Raw genomic sequence first — 15719 nt, forward strand, 5'->3', positions numbered from 1 at the left:
CTCGCTCTCATTTGGTATTAGGGATTGCCGTTTTAATGCGGAGTCTGAGAAAATAGAAAACTTGACTGATTTTTTAATCCGACCTGGAGTAAAACATGTCCTCTCGTAAAGAGCTTGCCAACGCCATCCGCGCACTCAGCATGGACGCCGTACAAAAAGCAAATTCCGGCCACCCGGGTGCACCTATGGGCATGGCGGACATCGCCGAAGTCCTGTGGCGTGACTACCTGAACCACAACCCGACCAACCCGCACTGGGCTGACCGTGACCGCTTCGTCCTCTCCAACGGCCATGGCTCCATGCTGATTTACAGCCTGCTGCACCTCACCGGCTACGACCTGCCGATGAGCGAGCTGGAAAACTTCCGCCAGCTGCACTCCAAAACCCCGGGTCACCCGGAATACGGCTACACCCCAGGCGTGGAAACCACCACCGGCCCACTGGGCCAGGGCATCGCCAACGCCGTCGGCTTCGCCATTGCCGAACGCACCCTGGCTGCGCAGTTCAACCGCCCGGGCCATGACGTGGTCGACCACCACACCTACGCCTTTATGGGCGACGGCTGCATGATGGAAGGCATCTCTCACGAAGTCTGTTCCCTGGCCGGTACCCTCAAGCTCGGCAAACTGACTGCGTTCTACGATGACAACGGCATCTCCATCGACGGTCACGTGGAAGGCTGGTTCACCGACAACACCGCCGAGCGCTTTGAAGCCTACGGCTGGCACGTGGTGCGTCACGTGGACGGCCACAACCCGGATGCCATCAAGGCCGCGATTGAAGAAGCCCGCAAGGTCACCGACAAGCCGTCCCTGCTGATGTGCAAAACCGTGATTGGCTTCGGCTCCCCGAACAAGGCCGGTACCCACGACGTGCACGGTGCTGCACTGGGCGCCGCCGAAGTGGCCGCCACCCGCGAAGCCCTGGGCTGGAAATACGCCGCCTTCGAAATCCCGCAGGACATCTATGCCCAGTGGGACGCCAAAGAAGCCGGCAAGGCGAAAGAAGCGGCCTGGAACGACAAGTTCGCCGCCTACGCCAAGGCCTTCCCGGAACTGGCTGCCGAGTTCAAACGCCGCATGAACGGCGAACTGCCGGCCAACTGGAAAGCCGACGCCAAAGCCTTCGTCGAGCAGCTGCAGGCCAACCCGGCCAACATCGCCAGCCGCAAGGCCTCGCAGAACGCGCTGGAAGCCTTCGGCAAGGTGCTGCCTGAGTTCCTCGGCGGCTCCGCTGACCTGGCGCCAAGCAACCTGACCATGTGGTCCGGCTCGAAAGCGCTGAACGTTGACCCGGCGGGTAACTACATCCACTACGGCGTGCGCGAGTTCGGCATGACCGCCATCACCAACGGCATCGCGCTGCACGGCGGCTTCCTGCCGTACTCCGCGACCTTCCTGATGTTCGTGGAATACGCCCGTAACGCGGTGCGCATGGCGGCGCTGATGAAAATCCGCAACGTGTTCGTTTATACCCACGACTCCATCGGTCTGGGCGAAGACGGCCCGACGCACCAGCCGGTTGAGCAGATTGCCAGCCTGCGCGTGACCCCGAACATGAGCACCTGGCGTCCGTGTGACCAGGTGGAATCGGCGATTGCCTGGCAGTACGGCATCGAGCGCAATGACGGCCCGACCACGCTGATTTTCTCGCGTCAGAACCTGACCCAGCAGCCGCGTACCGCGGAGCAGCTGGCCAACGTTTACCGCGGCGGCTACGTGCTGAAGGACTGTGCCGGTACGCCGGACGTCATCCTGATTGCCACCGGTTCGGAAGTGGGCATCACCGTGGAAGCGGCAGACAAGCTGAGCGCGGCGGGCACCAAGGTGCGCGTGGTCTCGATGCCGTCTACCGACGCCTTCGACAAGCAGGACGCGGCTTACCGTGAATCCGTGCTGCCGGCGGCGGTCACTGCCCGCGTGGCGGTGGAAGCGGGTATCGCGGACTACTGGTACAAGTACGTGGGCCTGAACGGCGCTATCGTGGGCATGACCACCTTTGGTGAGTCGGCACCGGCAGAGCAGCTGTTCAAAGAGTTCGGCTTCACCGTGGATAACGTGGTGGCCAAGGCGCAGGCACTGCTGAAATAAGGCATCTCGCGTCGCATTACCCCAGGCCCGACACCTTGCCGGGCTTAGTCTAATGACAAACAGCCGAAAAACGTGGTTTTCGGCTGTTTGGGGTAAATCTGAAGACATAATCCTTTGTTTTTATTCGTCCCCAGATCGGAATTTTTAACTGCAAAGGACTTTGTCATCAATCTGAGCCCGGGCATCTTGCCGGGCTTTTTCTTGCCCAAAAATCGCCCAACCTCACAAAATACGAAGATAAAAAATCAACGGCGTTGCTTAAGAACACTTATTAACTATATGTTAATTTTTAGTTTATTAAATGTAACCAGGAGTTGATTATGTTAACAAGAATCGGCGCGTCGGTGGTGGCGATGGCGGTACTGGGTGCAGTGCCTGCTTACGCTGAGTTCCCTGCAGGCTATCCAGCCGACTATCAGAAAATTGTGGATGGCGCGAAGAAAGAGGGCAAGGTAGTGGTGTATTCCACCACGGATACCAAAGCCGCAGGACCGTTGATTCAGGGGTTCGAAGCGCTGTATCCGGGCGTTAAGGTCGAATACAACGACATGAACAGCACCGAGCTGTATAACCGCTATATCAGCGAACAGGCGGCGGGTGGCACCAGCGGTGACGTGGTGTGGAGTTCGTCGATGGATACCGCGCTGAAGCTGGCAACCGACTATGCGCAAGAATACGCCTCGCCGGAACAGGGCCAACTGCCCAAGTGGGCGGTCTGGAAAGAGAGAGCCTACGGCACCACCTATGAGCCGGTGGTCTTCATTTATAACAAACGGCTGATCCCGCAGGGGGATGTGCCGGACTCGCACGCTGCGCTGGCAAAGCTGATCGCCAGTCAAACCGACAAGTTTAAAAAGAAAGTCACGACCTATGACATTGAAAAATCAGGGTTGGGCTTCATGCTGTCGGTGCAGGACTTCAAGGCCGATCCGAACTATTTCGCTACGCTGGCTGACGTTGCCAAAGGCGGTCTGGCCGTGCAGTCGTCCACCGGTACCATGATGGAAAGGGTATCGTCCGGTGAAAACCTGATTGGTTTCAACATTCTGGGTTCCTACGCCGAAGCCCGCGCCAAAACTGACCCTTCTCTGGGCATCGCTTACCCGAAAGATTACACCCTGGTGCTGTCGCGCGTGTCCTTTATCAGCAAAGAGGCTGCCAACAGCAACGCGGCAAAACTTTGGCTTAACTACGTATTGTCGGAAAAGGGCCAGAGCATTCTCGCCAACCAGGCCGATATTCCCTCTATCCGTAATGACATTGAAGGCAAAAACGACATCGACGGCATGACCAAAATGCTTGGCAACGCGCTGAAGCCTATTCCGGTGGACGAAAGCCTGTTGGAGTACCTGCAGCCGGCCAAACGGCTGGACTACATCAAGCAATGGCGTACCGCCGCGGCAAAATAAATTAGGACAGGCTCCGGACGCGCGTCTGCCAGGGAGGCGCGCGCCCTTTGGTGGTCGATGTTTACAACCATTGGGATAGATTATGAATACATGGCGCAGAAAGTGGCAGAGCCTGCCGCGTGGCTTGGTGGTGGTGATAACCGCGCTGGTTATCTATGTTCCGCTGTCATTTATCGTGATTCAAAGTTTTCTCTCCGCACCTTTTTTTTCGCCCTCCAAGGTTTTTAGCCTTGAGGCGTTCGAGTTTATTTTTACCGATCCCGACTTTTACAAGGCGCTGAAAAGTGGCTTTATCCTGGCCTTTGGCTTAGTGGTGATCGCCATTCCGCTGGGAGGTATTCTGGCCTTTTTGATGGTCAGAACCGATTTGCCCGGTCGTCGGTTTATTGAACCGCTGATCCTGGTGCCGATCTTTGTCTCACCGATGGTGCTGGGCTTTGGCTACGTGGTGGCCGCCGGGCCGGTCGGCTTCTTCTCGCTATGGGCGGAATCGCTGCTGGGCTTTGTGCCCTGGAATATCTACTCGATGGCCAGCATTGTGGTCATTGCCGGATTAACCCACGTGCCGCACGCTTATCTTTATATTTCCTCGGCCTTGCGCAGCGTCGGCTCAGACGTGGAGGAGGCCGCTCGTACGGCAGGGGCTTCGCCCTTGCAGGTCATGACGGCCGTCAGTTTGCCGATGGTGCGCCCTTCGATTCTGTATGCTGGCGTATTGCTGTTCTTTCTCGGGCTGGAGGTGTTCGGCCTGATGCTGGTGCTGGGCGATCCCGAAGGGAACCTGGTGCTGGCGACCTACCTGTATCAACTGACCAACAAGCTGGGCACGCCGTCTTACCACCTGATGGCGGCAGTGGCGGTGGTGCTGATTTGCATCACCATTCCGCTGGTGATGTTGCAGCGCCGTCTGATGCGTACCGCCAACCGTTTCGTCACCGTAAAGGGCAAGGCGTCGCAGGCGCGGGCGCTGCCGCTGGGCAAATGGCGCTGGGTCGCCGGTGCGGTGGTGGTGTTTTGGCTGACGGTGACCATAGGTGTGCCACTGGTGGGCGTGGTGCTGCGTGCCTTTATTTCCAACTGGGGCGTGGGTGTTTCTATCTGGGACGAGCTGTCGCTCAATACCTTCCGCACCATCTGGCAGCAACCCAACCTGTTGCGAGCCATCGTCAACTCGATGGCGATAGGGGTGATCGGCGGTGCTCTGGCGGTAGTCTGTTATCTGTTCATCGGCATTGCCATGCACCGCAAACCCGACGGCGCTACCCGTTTTCTCGATTACAGCGTGCTGGTACCGCGTGCGGTGCCGGGTTTGCTGGCGGGGCTGGCGTTCCTGTGGGTGTTCCTGTTCCTGCCGATGTGGCTGGACAAGTCGCTGAAAGAGGGCTGGTTATCGGCCCTGCCGGTCGCCGAATGGCTGCGGGAAAACCTGATTGTCTGGCTACGTTCTTTGCGCAGCACCATCTTCAGCGTTTGGCTGGCGTATACCGTGGTGTGGATGGCCTACGGCCTGAGGTTGATCTCCTCGACGCTGTTGCAGGTCGGCCCTGAACTGGAAGAGGCTGCGCGCAGTGCCGGTGCCTCCCGTGGGCAGATCACTCGTCACGTGACTATTCCGCTGTCGCGCTACGGCCTGATCGGCTCGTGGTTGCTGATGTTCCTGATTTTCGAACGAGAGTATTCCACCGGGGTTTACCTGTTGTCTCCAGGCACCGAAACCATAGGTTCGATGCTGGTTTCGCTGTGGGCGGCGGGTGCCATTGATATCGTGGCCGCGCTCTCCTTCATTAACATCCTGCTGGTGGTGCTGGGGCTGGGGATCGCCTTGCGCTTTGGAGTGAAATTACATGATTGAACTTTCGGTAGAGAACCTGCATTTGACCTACGGCGACAACCCGGTGCTGAAAGGCGTTTCGATGCAGCTCAAGCGCGGCGAGGTGGTTTCGCTGCTGGGGCCGTCGGGCAGCGGTAAAACGACGCTGTTGCGGGCGGTCGCCGGGCTGGAGAAGCCAACGCAGGGCAGCATTACCATTGGCAGCAATAAGGTGTATGACGGCACTGCGCGCAGCGAGATCCCGGCGGAGGAGCGCAACCTCGGGCTGGTATTCCAGTCCTATGCCCTGTGGCCGCATAAAACCGTGTTTGAGAACGTCGCCTATCCGCTGAAATTACGCAAAGTTTCCACGGCGGAAATTACCCAGCGGGTGCAAGGGGTGCTGGATCAACTGGGACTGGGACATCTGGGCAAACGCCATCCGCATCAGCTGTCCGGCGGCCAGCAGCAGCGCGTGGCGATTGGTCGGGCGTTGGTGTACAACCCGCCGGTGATCCTGCTGGATGAGCCGCTATCCAACCTGGATGCCAAGCTGCGCGAAGAGGCGCGGGTGTTTCTGCGTGAACTGATTATCAAGCTGGGGTTGTCGGCGCTGATGGTGACCCACGATCAGAACGAGGCGATGGCCATTTCCGATCGCATTTTGTTGCTCAACAACGGCAAGATCGAACAGCAGGGCACGCCACAGGAAATGTACGGCTCCCCCTCGACCCTGTTTACCGCCGAGTTTATGGGCAGCAATAACCGCCTGTTCGGCAAAATCACCGAGATGAGCGAGGGCAAGGCGCGCATCGAAGGGAAAGATTGGGCGCTGTGGGGCATGGCAGGCGCAGGGGTAAAGGTTGGCGATGAAGCCACGGCGGTGATCCGGGTAGAACGCGTGCGCCTGGGTGAGGATCCCCAGGGCAACCAACTGGAGTTGCCACTGCTGACCAGCATGTACCTGGGCGATCGTTGGGAATACCTGTTCCGCACCGTTGCTGAAGATTTCGTGGTGCGGGCTTATGGCACCGAAGTGCGCGGACAGACGCTTTGCCGGCTGTCCTTGCCGGCAGAGCACCTGTGGATTTTCCCCAAGGCCTGAGGTTAAAGCAGGGCGGCGATCGCCTGACCGACCTGCTGGGTGGTGGCATCGCCGTGCATGTCCGGGGTACGTGGCCCGCAGGCGATAACCTGTTCGATGGCGGCGAGAATACCGTCATGCGCCTGGCGATAGCGTGGTTCATCCTTACCGAGGAAGTCCAGCATCATGGCACCGGCCCAGATCATGGCGACAGGGTTGGCGATTTTTTTGCCGAAAATATCCGGTGCGGAACCGTGCACCGGCTCGAACAATGACGGAAAATTGCGCTCGGGGTTCAGGTTGGCCGAAGGCGCGATACCGATAGTGCCGGCGCAGGCCGGGCCAAGATCGGACAGGATGTCGCCGAACAGGTTGGAGGCTACCACCACGTCGAAACGTTCGGGTTGCAGCACGAAGCGCGCGCAAAGAATATCGATATGCTGTTTGTCCCAGCGAATGTCCGGATACTGCTGCGCCATGGCGGCTACACGTTCATCCCAATACGGCATGCTGATCGCCATTCCGTTGGATTTTGTGGCGGCGGTGAGCGTCTTGCGCGGGCGTTGTTGCGCCAGCTCAAAGGCGTATTTCAAAATGCGGTCGACGCCGTGGCGGGTGAACACCGACTCCTGGATCACCATTTCGCGTTCTGTGCCTTCAAACATTCGGCCGCCGAGCGACGAGTACTCCCCTTCGGTATTTTCACGCACCACGTAAAAATCGATATCCCCCGGGTTCTTATTTGCCAGCGGGCAGGGCACGCCGGGGAACAAGCGCACCGGACGCAGGTTGACGTACTGATCGAAATCGCGACGGAATTTTAGCAATGAGCCCCACAGCGAGATATGGTCCGGCACCTTGTCCGGCCAGCCGACGGCACCAAAATAGACGGCGTCAAAGCCTTGTAGTTGCTCGAACCAATCGTCCGGCATCATCTGGCCGTGCTGAAGGTAATAATCGCAGCTGGCCCATTCGAAGGTTTCAAACTCCAGGGACAAATCCCAACGCGCGGCAGCAGCTTGCAACACCCGAATGCCTTCCGGCATCACTTCCTGGCCAATACCGTCTCCCGGTATGGCGGCGATTTTATAGCTTTTGCTCATAGGATCTCACTTGTGAAGAGGGGCGATTGACATCCCTTCCATCCTATAATTGACTAACTGTTAATCAATGCTGGAAACGGTGAAACATAAAACACGAATCATGAATAATCTACCTATCCTGAGTGACCTGCGGGTGTTTGTGTTGGTGGCGCGACGCGCCGGTTTTGCCGCCGCCGCCGACGAGCTGGGCGTTTCACCGGCATTCATCAGCAAACGTATTGCGCTGTTGGAAAAGGCGCTGGACGTGTCGTTGCTGCACCGCACTACGCGCCGGGTGGCGATCACCGAAGATGGCGAGCGCATTTACGAGTGGGCACAACGCATTCTGAACGACGTCGATCAAATGATGGATGAGCTTTCCGACGCCCGTCAGGCACCGCAAGGTACGTTGCGTATTGTCAGCAGTTTCGGCTTCGGTCGGCGTTTTGTCGGCCCGGCACTGTCGGCGCTGGCGCTGGAATACCCGGCGCTTGAACTGCGGCTGGACGTTTCCGATCGGCTGGTGGATTTGGTCAGCGAAGGTTTTGACCTGGATATCCGCATCGGTGATGACATTGCCCCCAATCTGATTGCCCGCAAGCTGGCGCAGAACCAACGCATTTTGTGCGCGTCTCCGCAATACCTGCAGCGTTACGGCACACCGAAAACCTTGAGCGAGCTTTCCGGACGCGCATGTCTGGCAATTAAAGAGCGTGACCATCCTTTTGGGCTGTGGCGACTGCAGGGGCCGCAAGGGGAGGAGGCGGTGAAGGTGACCGGCGGGCTGTCATCCAACAACGGTGAAATTGTGCATCAATGGTGCCTGGACGGACAGGGCGTTGCGCTACGCTCTTTCTGGGACGTACGAGAGAGTATTGAAAATGGCTGGCTGGTGCATATCCTGCCGGACTACTACCAGCCGGCAGATATTTGGGCGGTGTACGTTTCACGCCTGGCGACCTCGGCGAAGGTGCGGGTGACCGTCGAATTTTTGCGCGATTATTTCCGCCAACACTATGGCGAAGCCTCGTTGTTGTCGGAATACCTGGCGCGTCGCTAGGGCAAGGAGGAGGCAAAAGTGTGCGCCAGATCATTTTATTCCCGCAAAGTGTCGATCAGTTGTCAGGCGAGCTGTCGCATCTGTTCCTTTTGGCAAAACTTTGGTTTATGCTCAGCTGAAGCGTTTCAGTTGTATCGGAATTCAACTGAAACGCTGGAGTGAAGGTGATGAACACGCGGCTGATGGAAGGAATAATGCGACGTGGCGATTCACAGCAGGCGGTGCGCTAAAGTACTCTATGCGAGTGAGCTTGATAACCTATCAGCGCTCTCTCAGATAGGGTGAGCATGCCCGGTGTGAGAAGGCCCTTTTTCAGGAGCAGCATGACAATCCGCATAGCGATAAACGGCTTTGGCCGCATAGGCCGCAGCGTTTTACGCGCACTGTATGAGTCGGGACGAAGAGCGGAAATTTCCGTGGTGGCGATCAACGAATTGGCGAACGCCGAGGGGATGGCCCACCTGCTGAAATACGACTCCAGCCATGGCCGTTTTGCCTGGGATGTTCGCCAGGAATGCGACATGTTGACCGTCGGGGACGATACCATTCGTTTGCTGCATCAGCCGGCGGTGGAACAGCTTCCCTGGGGCGAGCTGGGCGTTGACGTGGTGCTGGACTGCAGCGGCGTGTACGGCAGTCGGGCGGATGGCGAGGCTCATCTGGCGGCGGGGGCGAAGAAAGTGTTGTTCGCTCACCCCGGCGGCAACGATCTGGACGCCACCATCGTGTTTGGCGTCAACCATCAGACGCTGCTGGCGGAACACCGCATCGTGTCCAATGCGTCATGCACCACCAACTGCATTATTCCGGTGATCAAACTGCTGGACGATGCCTACAGCATCGAGTCGGGCACGGTGACCACCATTCACTCCTCAATGAACGATCAGCCAGTGATAGACGCCTATCACCAGGATTTGCGGCGCACCCGCGCGGCGAGCCAGTCGATTATTCCGGTCGACACCAAGCTGGCCGCCGGTATTACCCGCGTTTTTCCGCAGTTTTGCGATCGTTTTGAAGCGATTTCTGTACGTGTACCAACCATCAACGTGACGGCCATCGATCTCAGCGTCAGCGTCAGTTCGGCGGTGAAAGTGGCAGAGGTCAACCAGCTGTTGCAAATGGCCGCACGGGGATCTTTTCGTGGTATAGTTGACTATACGGAACTACCATTAGTCTCGATCGATTTTAACCATGACCCGCACAGCGCTATCGTCGACGGTACGCAGACTCGGGTCAGCGGACAACACCTGATCAAGACCTTGGTCTGGTGTGATAATGAATGGGGCTTTGCCAACCGGATGTTGGATACAACACGGGCAATGGCCGCAAGCGGTTTCTAGTACGGCGGCATCGGCACTGGCCGGTGCGCCGCTCAGGCAACTTTATAGAGAATCAACCAAGAGGGTTCACCATGTCTGTAATTAACATGTCCGATCTGGATCTGGCAGGTAAACGCGTTCTGATCCGCTCCGATCTGAACGTTCCAGTGAAAGACGGTAAAGTGACTTCCGATGCACGTATCCGTGCCTCCCTGCCGACTATTGAAGCTGCGCTGAAACAAGGCGCCCGCGTGATGGTAACTTCCCACCTGGGTCGTCCTACCGAAGGCGAGTACAACGAAGAATTCTCCCTGCTGCCTGTTGTCAACTATCTGAAAGAACACCTGAAAAACCCGGTACGTCTGGCTAAAGACTACCTGGATGGCGTTGATGTTGCAGAAGGCGAGCTGGTCGTGCTGGAAAACGTCCGTTTCAACAAGGGCGAGAAAAAAGACGACGAAACCCTGTCCAAGAAATATGCGGCACTGTGTGACGTGTATGTGATGGACGCCTTCGGCACCGCACACCGTGCACAGGCTTCCACCCATGGCGTGGGCAAGTTCGCGCCTGTTGCCTGTGCCGGCCCGCTGCTGTCTGCAGAGCTGGAAGCGCTGGGTAAAGCGCTGGGCAACCCAGCCCGTCCGATGGTTGCCATCGTGGGTGGTTCTAAAGTTTCCACCAAACTGACCGTACTGGATTCCCTGTCCAAAATCGCCGATCAGCTGATCGTCGGTGGCGGCATCGCCAACACCTTCGTGGCGGCGCAGGGCAACAACGTGGGCCAGTCTCTGTACGAACCTGATCTGATCGACAACGCCAAGAAACTGCTGGAAACCTGCGACATTCCGGTTCCGACCGACGTGCGCGTGGCGACCGAGTTTTCTGAAACTGCGGTTGCGACCGTGAAGCAGGCGAACGAAATTCAGGACAACGAGCAAATTCTGGATATGGGCGACGTCTCAGCCGAGCGTCTGGCCGTTATCCTGAAGAACGCCAAAACCATTCTGTGGAATGGCCCGGTTGGCGTATTCGAGTTCCCTAACTTCCGTAAGGGCACCGAAATTGTCGCTCGCGCTATCGCAGACAGCGAAGCCTTCTCTATCGCAGGCGGCGGCGACACCCTGGCAGCAATCGACCTGTTCGGCATTGCTGACAAGATTTCCTACATCTCAACCGGCGGCGGCGCCTTCCTGGAATTCGTGGAAGGTAAAGCGTTACCGGCGGTCGTGATGCTGGAAGAGCGCGCTAAGCAGTAATTCAGACAACGGGAGGCGAAAGCCGCCCGTTTGTTTTATACCGCGCGGCATAATGCGGCGCGGCATGAAAAATCGATTTACATCCATCTACGGCCGACGAAACAGGACAAAGTAACATGTCTAAAATTTTTGATTTCGTAAAACCGGGTGTCATCACTGGTGATGACGTTCAGAAAGTATTCGCAGTAGCTAAAGAGAACAACTTTGCTCTGCCAGCAGTGAACTGCGTAGGTACCGACTCCATCAACGCCGTGCTGGAAACAGCAGCGAAGGTGCGTGCTCCGGTTATCGTACAGTTCTCTAACGGCGGTGCCGCGTTCATCGCCGGTAAAGGCGTGAAGACTGACGTTCCTCAGGGTGCAGCAATTCTGGGCGCTATCTCTGGTGCACATCATGTTCACCAGATGGCTGAGCATTACGGCGTGCCGGTTATTCTGCACACCGACCACTGTGCGAAGAAACTGCTGCCATGGCTGGACGGCCTGCTGGACGCTGGCGAGAAACACTTCGCGGCTACCGGTAAGCCACTGTTCTCTTCTCACATGATCGACCTGTCTGAAGAGTCCCTGGAAGAAAACATCGAAATTTGCAGCAAATACCTGACTCGCATGGCGAAGATCGGTATGACCCTGGAAATCGAACTGGGCTGCACCGGCGGTGAAGAAGATGGCGTGGACAACAGCCATATGGACGCATCCGCTCTGTACACCCAACCGGAAGACGTGGCTTACGCGTACGAAAAACTGAACGCCATCAGCCCACGCTTCACCATCGCAGCGTCCTTCGGTAACGTGCACGGCGTATACAAGCCAGGCAACGTTAAACTGACTCCGACCATCCTGCGTGATTCTCAGGACTACGTGTCCAAGAAATTCAATCTGCCGCACAACAGCCTGAACTTCGTGTTCCACGGCGGTTCCGGTTCTACCGACGCAGAGATCAAAGAATCCGTAGGTTACGGCGTGATCAAAATGAACATCGATACCGACACCCAATGGGCAACCTGGGACGGTATCCTGCAGTACTACAAAGCGAACGAAGCTTACCTGCAGGGCCAGTTGGGCAACCCGAAAGGCGCCGACCAGCCGAACAAGAAATACTACGATCCACGCGTATGGCTGCGTTCAGCCCAGACTTCCATGATTACTCGTCTGGAACAGGCTTTCAAAGATCTGAACGCAGTAGACGTTCTGTAATCTCGGTCAGCTGTTAACCATATTGAAAGGCTCCCTTCGGGGAGCCTTTTTTGTTGCTAGCCCAACAGACTGGCGCCGACGTTAATCGACAGCCCCAGGATCACCAGATTGAAAACAAAGGAAATCACCGATTGCAGTAGAGCGACTTTGCGCACCTCGGCCGCACCGACGGCCACGTCGGCAGTTTGCGAAGCCACCGCGATGGTGAACGAGAAATAGGCAAAGTCCCAATAGGTAGGCTCCTTAAGGTCGCCGGGAAACAACAGCGGCAGCGGATCCTGCTGTGCACCCTGACGATAAAACTGGTGGGCATAGTGCATGGTAAATGCCGTGGGCAGCAGTAACCAGGACACCACCAGCGTCGCGCCGGTCAGCGCCAGATGCAGCGTCTTCAGCGAATCGCTGACCTGTTTGGCGGTGCTCAGCTCAAACAGAATGGATAAAATGCTCACCAGACAGCCGATGCTGACCAGTGCCAGCACCATACTGGCGCTCTCATCCTGTGCCCGTGCCAGTTGGCGGATGTGCTTTGGCGTGCTGATCAGCATCAGTCGCCAGAGAAACAGCAGATAGCACCAGGCCAAAACGTTCCAGCCGAGCATCAGTCGCTGCAGCTCAGAAAGCGTGGCGGGCAGCAGCAGGTAGCACAAAATGCCCGCACCGACGGACAGCAGCAGCCTTGGCCGAACCTGCCAGTAGTGTTTGATTGACGATGGAATGTGCATAACCGATGAAGTTCCTTATCGTTATAAAGGCGATAGCGCTGTGTTCAGCATAGAAGAAGCGTGGCGGCTGTTTCGGCTATTTTTGACGCTTACGGTTGGCATGCGGTGGAAATGTTGGTTAACCTAAGGCGGTGGTTTCCGACTGACGGCTGATGTCAGTTTTTTTGCGAGTTTATCCCCTTAGGGACAAGTTAGGACGACACGAATGAAAGATCTGAATGTAGTAGATGGCATTAATGGTGCCGGTAACTGGCTGGTGCAGAACCAGGACTTATTGATTCAGTACGCGGTGAACATCGTCGCGGCGATCGTTATTTTCATCATCGGTTCGATCATTGCACGCGTAGTCAGCAATGCATTAAGCCGGGTGATGAAGCTGCGCGGTATTGACGCCACGGTTGCCGACTTCCTGTCTGCCATGGCGCGTTACGGCATTCTGGCCTTCACCTTTATCGCCGTGCTGGGGCGCGTTGGCGTTCAGACCACCTCGGTGATCGCCGTGTTGGGTGCCGCAGGTTTGGCCGTCGGCCTGGCGCTGCAGGGCTCACTGTCCAACTTCGCTGCAGGCGTGCTGCTGGTGGCCTTCCGTCCACTGCGTGCCGGTGAATATGTCGATCTGGGCGGCGTAGCCGGTACCGTCGACCAGGTGCAGATTTTCTCCACCACGCTGCGTACCGCAGACAACAAAACCATCGTGGTGCCGAACGGCAAAATCATCGCCGGCAACATCATCAACTATTCCCGCGAGCCAAACCGCCGCGTAGACATCGTGGTTGGCGTGGCTTATAACGCCGATATCGACGTGGTGAAAAAAGTGTTGGGTGATGTGATCGCTGCCGACAAGCGCATCATGCACGCCAAAGGCGTAACCGTACGCTTGAACGAGATGGCGCCATCTTCACTGAACTTTGTCACCCGTTCCTGGACCACCAATGCGGAATACTGGAACGTATACTTCGATCTGATGGAGAACTTCAAGCGCGCGCTGGATGCCAACAATATCGGCATTCCGTTCCCGCAGATGGATGTTCATCTGTACCGCACTGAAGAAGCGGCTACCGCGAAAGCGGAATAAAGCAGAACAAGAGAAAAGGGGCCACGGCCCCTTTTTTTATTGCCGGCCGAGGCTGCATCCTGCGGATGTCGCCTCGGCTTTTTCATTTTATCAGTTTGATAACGCGGAGTCTGGCACAGGGACGCGGCGGTTCACGCTGAGCCGGTAGAGCAGGAAAATAGCGGCAGAGCCCACCAGTACCGGCAGCGCCAGCCAGATGAAGAACATCTCCGACGTCCCTGCCGCGACGATCATCCAGGCGCCAAGCATTGAACCGACGATCGAGCCGAAGCGACCGCTCGCCATCGCCCAACTGACTCCGGTGACGCGAGCGGCGGTAGGATAAAGGGTAGCGGAGACCAGATTCAGACCGTTCTGCGCACCGGCCACGCCGAAACCGATGAGGAATACGGTGACCGCCAGCGTATAGGCGTCCCCCATCAGATAACCGGTAGCGCCAATCACCAGCGCGGCACCCAGGTACGACAGGGCCAATACCCGGTAGGGGCCGACGCGGTCCATCAGCAGCGCCATAAGGATGGCACCGAGGGTTCCGCCCAGCGGCACCATCGCCCCGATGCGCGAAGCGTGGACGATATCGTACCCGGTATCCTTGAGGATGCTCGGCAGCCAACTGGTGAGCAGATAAAACACAAACAACGAGCAGAAGAATGCCACCCACAGCAGCAAAGTGCGCACTGCGCGACCTTCGATGAACAGGTGGGAGATTGGCGATCTGGCCAGCGCGGGGCGTTCATCATCGATAATCGTCACGCCGGCCCAACTTTTGCCGGTGATACGCTCGACCACCTGGCGCAGGCTATCGGCATGTTTCGGGCTGGCACTCATAAAGCGCGCTGACTCGGGCATCTGCCAGGCCAGCAACGGCAACAGCAACAATGGCGCGATGCCGCCGAGCATCAGCAAACCACGCCAGCCGAAGGCCGGAATAACCTGCCCGGCAAGGATGCCGCCCAGTGCCAGACCGGCGGTAAAACCGCTCCAACTGAGGGTGACCATGATCATCCGCCGACGTGCCGGCGAGTATTCCGAGCTCAGGGTGATGCAGGTGGGCATCGCCCCACCCAAACCGATACCGGTGATTAAACGCAGCAGGGTCAACGACTCGATTGAGCTGGTATAGGCCGAGGCCAGAGTGCCTCCGCCAAAGATCAGTATGGAGGCGAGCAGCACGCGCTTGCGCCCTATGGCATCGGCAACCGGGCCGAAGATCAGGCTGCCGAGCAGCAGGCCGAACAATCCCGCGCCAAACGTCGGCGATAGCTGGGCAGGCAGCAGTTGCCACTCTTCGCGTAACGCCGGGGCGATATAGCCGATGATGGCAGTGTCAAAACCGTCCAGCAGGACGATCAGGAAACACAGGGTAAGGATCAGGATTTGATAGGGCGAGATTTTCGCGTTGTCGATGATCTCGCTGATACGAGCGGTATTTTGGCTCATGGGGGTTCCACTTTAATTAGGCTTGTGTGGAGCTGGCTGGAGGGCTGTGCAGGCGTCAGGCTCTTGCTGAAACGGGCCTGAACCAAAGCCGCTGTGGCTGGCATGGTGCAGAAAGTCTGAGTATACACCAGAGCCAGCGGCTTGCAGCGATGCGCTGAGATGAGCCGTTCTGT

12 protein-coding genes are annotated in these 15719 nt (G+C 57.4%); 9 read left to right on the forward strand and 3 right to left on the reverse strand.

The window, feature by feature from the left end:
- Positions 1 to 95 precede the first annotated feature (95 nt).
- The 4 genes from tkt to ACMGG1_RS03300 all read left to right on the forward strand — a co-directional run bounded on the left by tkt (position 96) and on the right by ACMGG1_RS03300 (position 6414).
- Positions 96 to 2090: a transketolase gene (gene tkt / locus ACMGG1_RS03285; RefSeq protein WP_020828025.1), complete on the forward strand. Its 1995-nt coding sequence runs from the start codon at positions 96 to 98 to the stop codon at positions 2088 to 2090.
- A 353-nt stretch (positions 2091 to 2443) separates the two neighbouring features.
- Positions 2444 to 3499 carry an ABC transporter substrate-binding protein gene (locus ACMGG1_RS03290; protein ID WP_369982361.1) on the forward strand — a complete coding sequence of 352 codons (1056 nt, stop codon included), beginning with the start codon at positions 2444 to 2446 and terminating at the stop codon, positions 3497 to 3499.
- Positions 3500 to 3581: 82 nt separating this feature from the next.
- Positions 3582 to 5351 carry an ABC transporter permease gene (locus ACMGG1_RS03295; RefSeq protein ID WP_020828532.1) on the forward strand — a complete coding sequence of 590 codons (1770 nt, stop codon included), beginning with the start codon at positions 3582 to 3584 and terminating at the stop codon, positions 5349 to 5351.
- Entirely contained in the window at positions 5344 to 6414 is a 1071-nt protein-coding gene (locus tag ACMGG1_RS03300) for an ABC transporter ATP-binding protein (RefSeq protein ID WP_142814459.1), read from the forward strand. The genes ACMGG1_RS03295 and ACMGG1_RS03300 overlap by 8 nt, the downstream gene beginning before the upstream one ends.
- 2 nt (positions 6415 to 6416) lie before the next feature.
- Here the strand turns inward: ACMGG1_RS03300 and ACMGG1_RS03305 are convergent, their stop codons facing one another.
- Positions 6417 to 7496, reverse strand: coding sequence for a tartrate dehydrogenase (locus ACMGG1_RS03305; RefSeq protein ID WP_142814460.1), 1080 nt, complete (start codon positions 7494 to 7496; stop codon positions 6417 to 6419).
- 79 nt (positions 7497 to 7575) lie between these two features.
- Between ACMGG1_RS03305 and ACMGG1_RS03310 the strand changes: the two genes are divergently transcribed.
- The 4 genes from ACMGG1_RS03310 (at position 7576) to fbaA (ending at position 12306) form a co-directional block, all read left to right on the forward strand.
- Complete coding sequence (locus ACMGG1_RS03310; protein ID WP_185959367.1) at positions 7576 to 8535, forward strand: LysR substrate-binding domain-containing protein; 960 nt, start codon at positions 7576 to 7578, stop codon at positions 8533 to 8535.
- Positions 8536 to 8858: 323 nt separating this feature from the next.
- Positions 8859 to 9875: an erythrose-4-phosphate dehydrogenase gene (gene epd / locus ACMGG1_RS03315; RefSeq protein WP_020828524.1), complete on the forward strand. Its 1017-nt coding sequence runs from the start codon at positions 8859 to 8861 to the stop codon at positions 9873 to 9875.
- 71 nt (positions 9876 to 9946) lie between these two features.
- Entirely contained in the window at positions 9947 to 11110 is a 1164-nt protein-coding gene (gene pgk / locus ACMGG1_RS03320) for a phosphoglycerate kinase (RefSeq protein ID WP_020828523.1), read from the forward strand.
- Positions 11111 to 11226: 116 nt separating this feature from the next.
- Positions 11227 to 12306, forward strand: coding sequence for a class II fructose-bisphosphate aldolase (gene fbaA, locus ACMGG1_RS03325; RefSeq protein WP_020828522.1), 1080 nt, complete (start codon positions 11227 to 11229; stop codon positions 12304 to 12306).
- Between the two features lie 56 nt (positions 12307 to 12362).
- Here the strand turns inward: fbaA and ACMGG1_RS03330 are convergent, their stop codons facing one another.
- Positions 12363 to 13031 (reverse strand): DUF1345 domain-containing protein, encoded by a 669-nt coding sequence (locus tag ACMGG1_RS03330; RefSeq protein ID WP_020828521.1) that lies wholly within the window; start codon positions 13029 to 13031, stop codon positions 12363 to 12365.
- 205 nt (positions 13032 to 13236) lie between these two features.
- On the opposite strand from ACMGG1_RS03330, the gene mscS reads away from it, so the two are divergent.
- On the forward strand, positions 13237 to 14106 hold the full coding sequence (gene mscS, locus ACMGG1_RS03335; protein ID WP_020828520.1) for a small-conductance mechanosensitive channel MscS: 870 nt from the start codon (positions 13237 to 13239) through the stop codon (positions 14104 to 14106).
- A gap of 90 nt (positions 14107 to 14196) precedes the next feature.
- Here mscS and ACMGG1_RS03340 read toward each other — a convergent pair whose 3' ends face one another.
- The gene (locus ACMGG1_RS03340; protein WP_187961888.1) at positions 14197 to 15546 is read right to left on the reverse strand and encodes an MFS transporter; all 1350 of its coding nucleotides are present in this window, start codon (positions 15544 to 15546) and stop codon (positions 14197 to 14199) included.
- Positions 15547 to 15719: the final 173 nt, after the last annotated feature.

The sequence above is a fragment of the Serratia sp. BNK-12 genome (genome assembly GCF_047456085.1).
GTDB classification, from domain to species: domain Bacteria; phylum Pseudomonadota; class Gammaproteobacteria; order Enterobacterales; family Enterobacteriaceae; genus Serratia; species Serratia liquefaciens.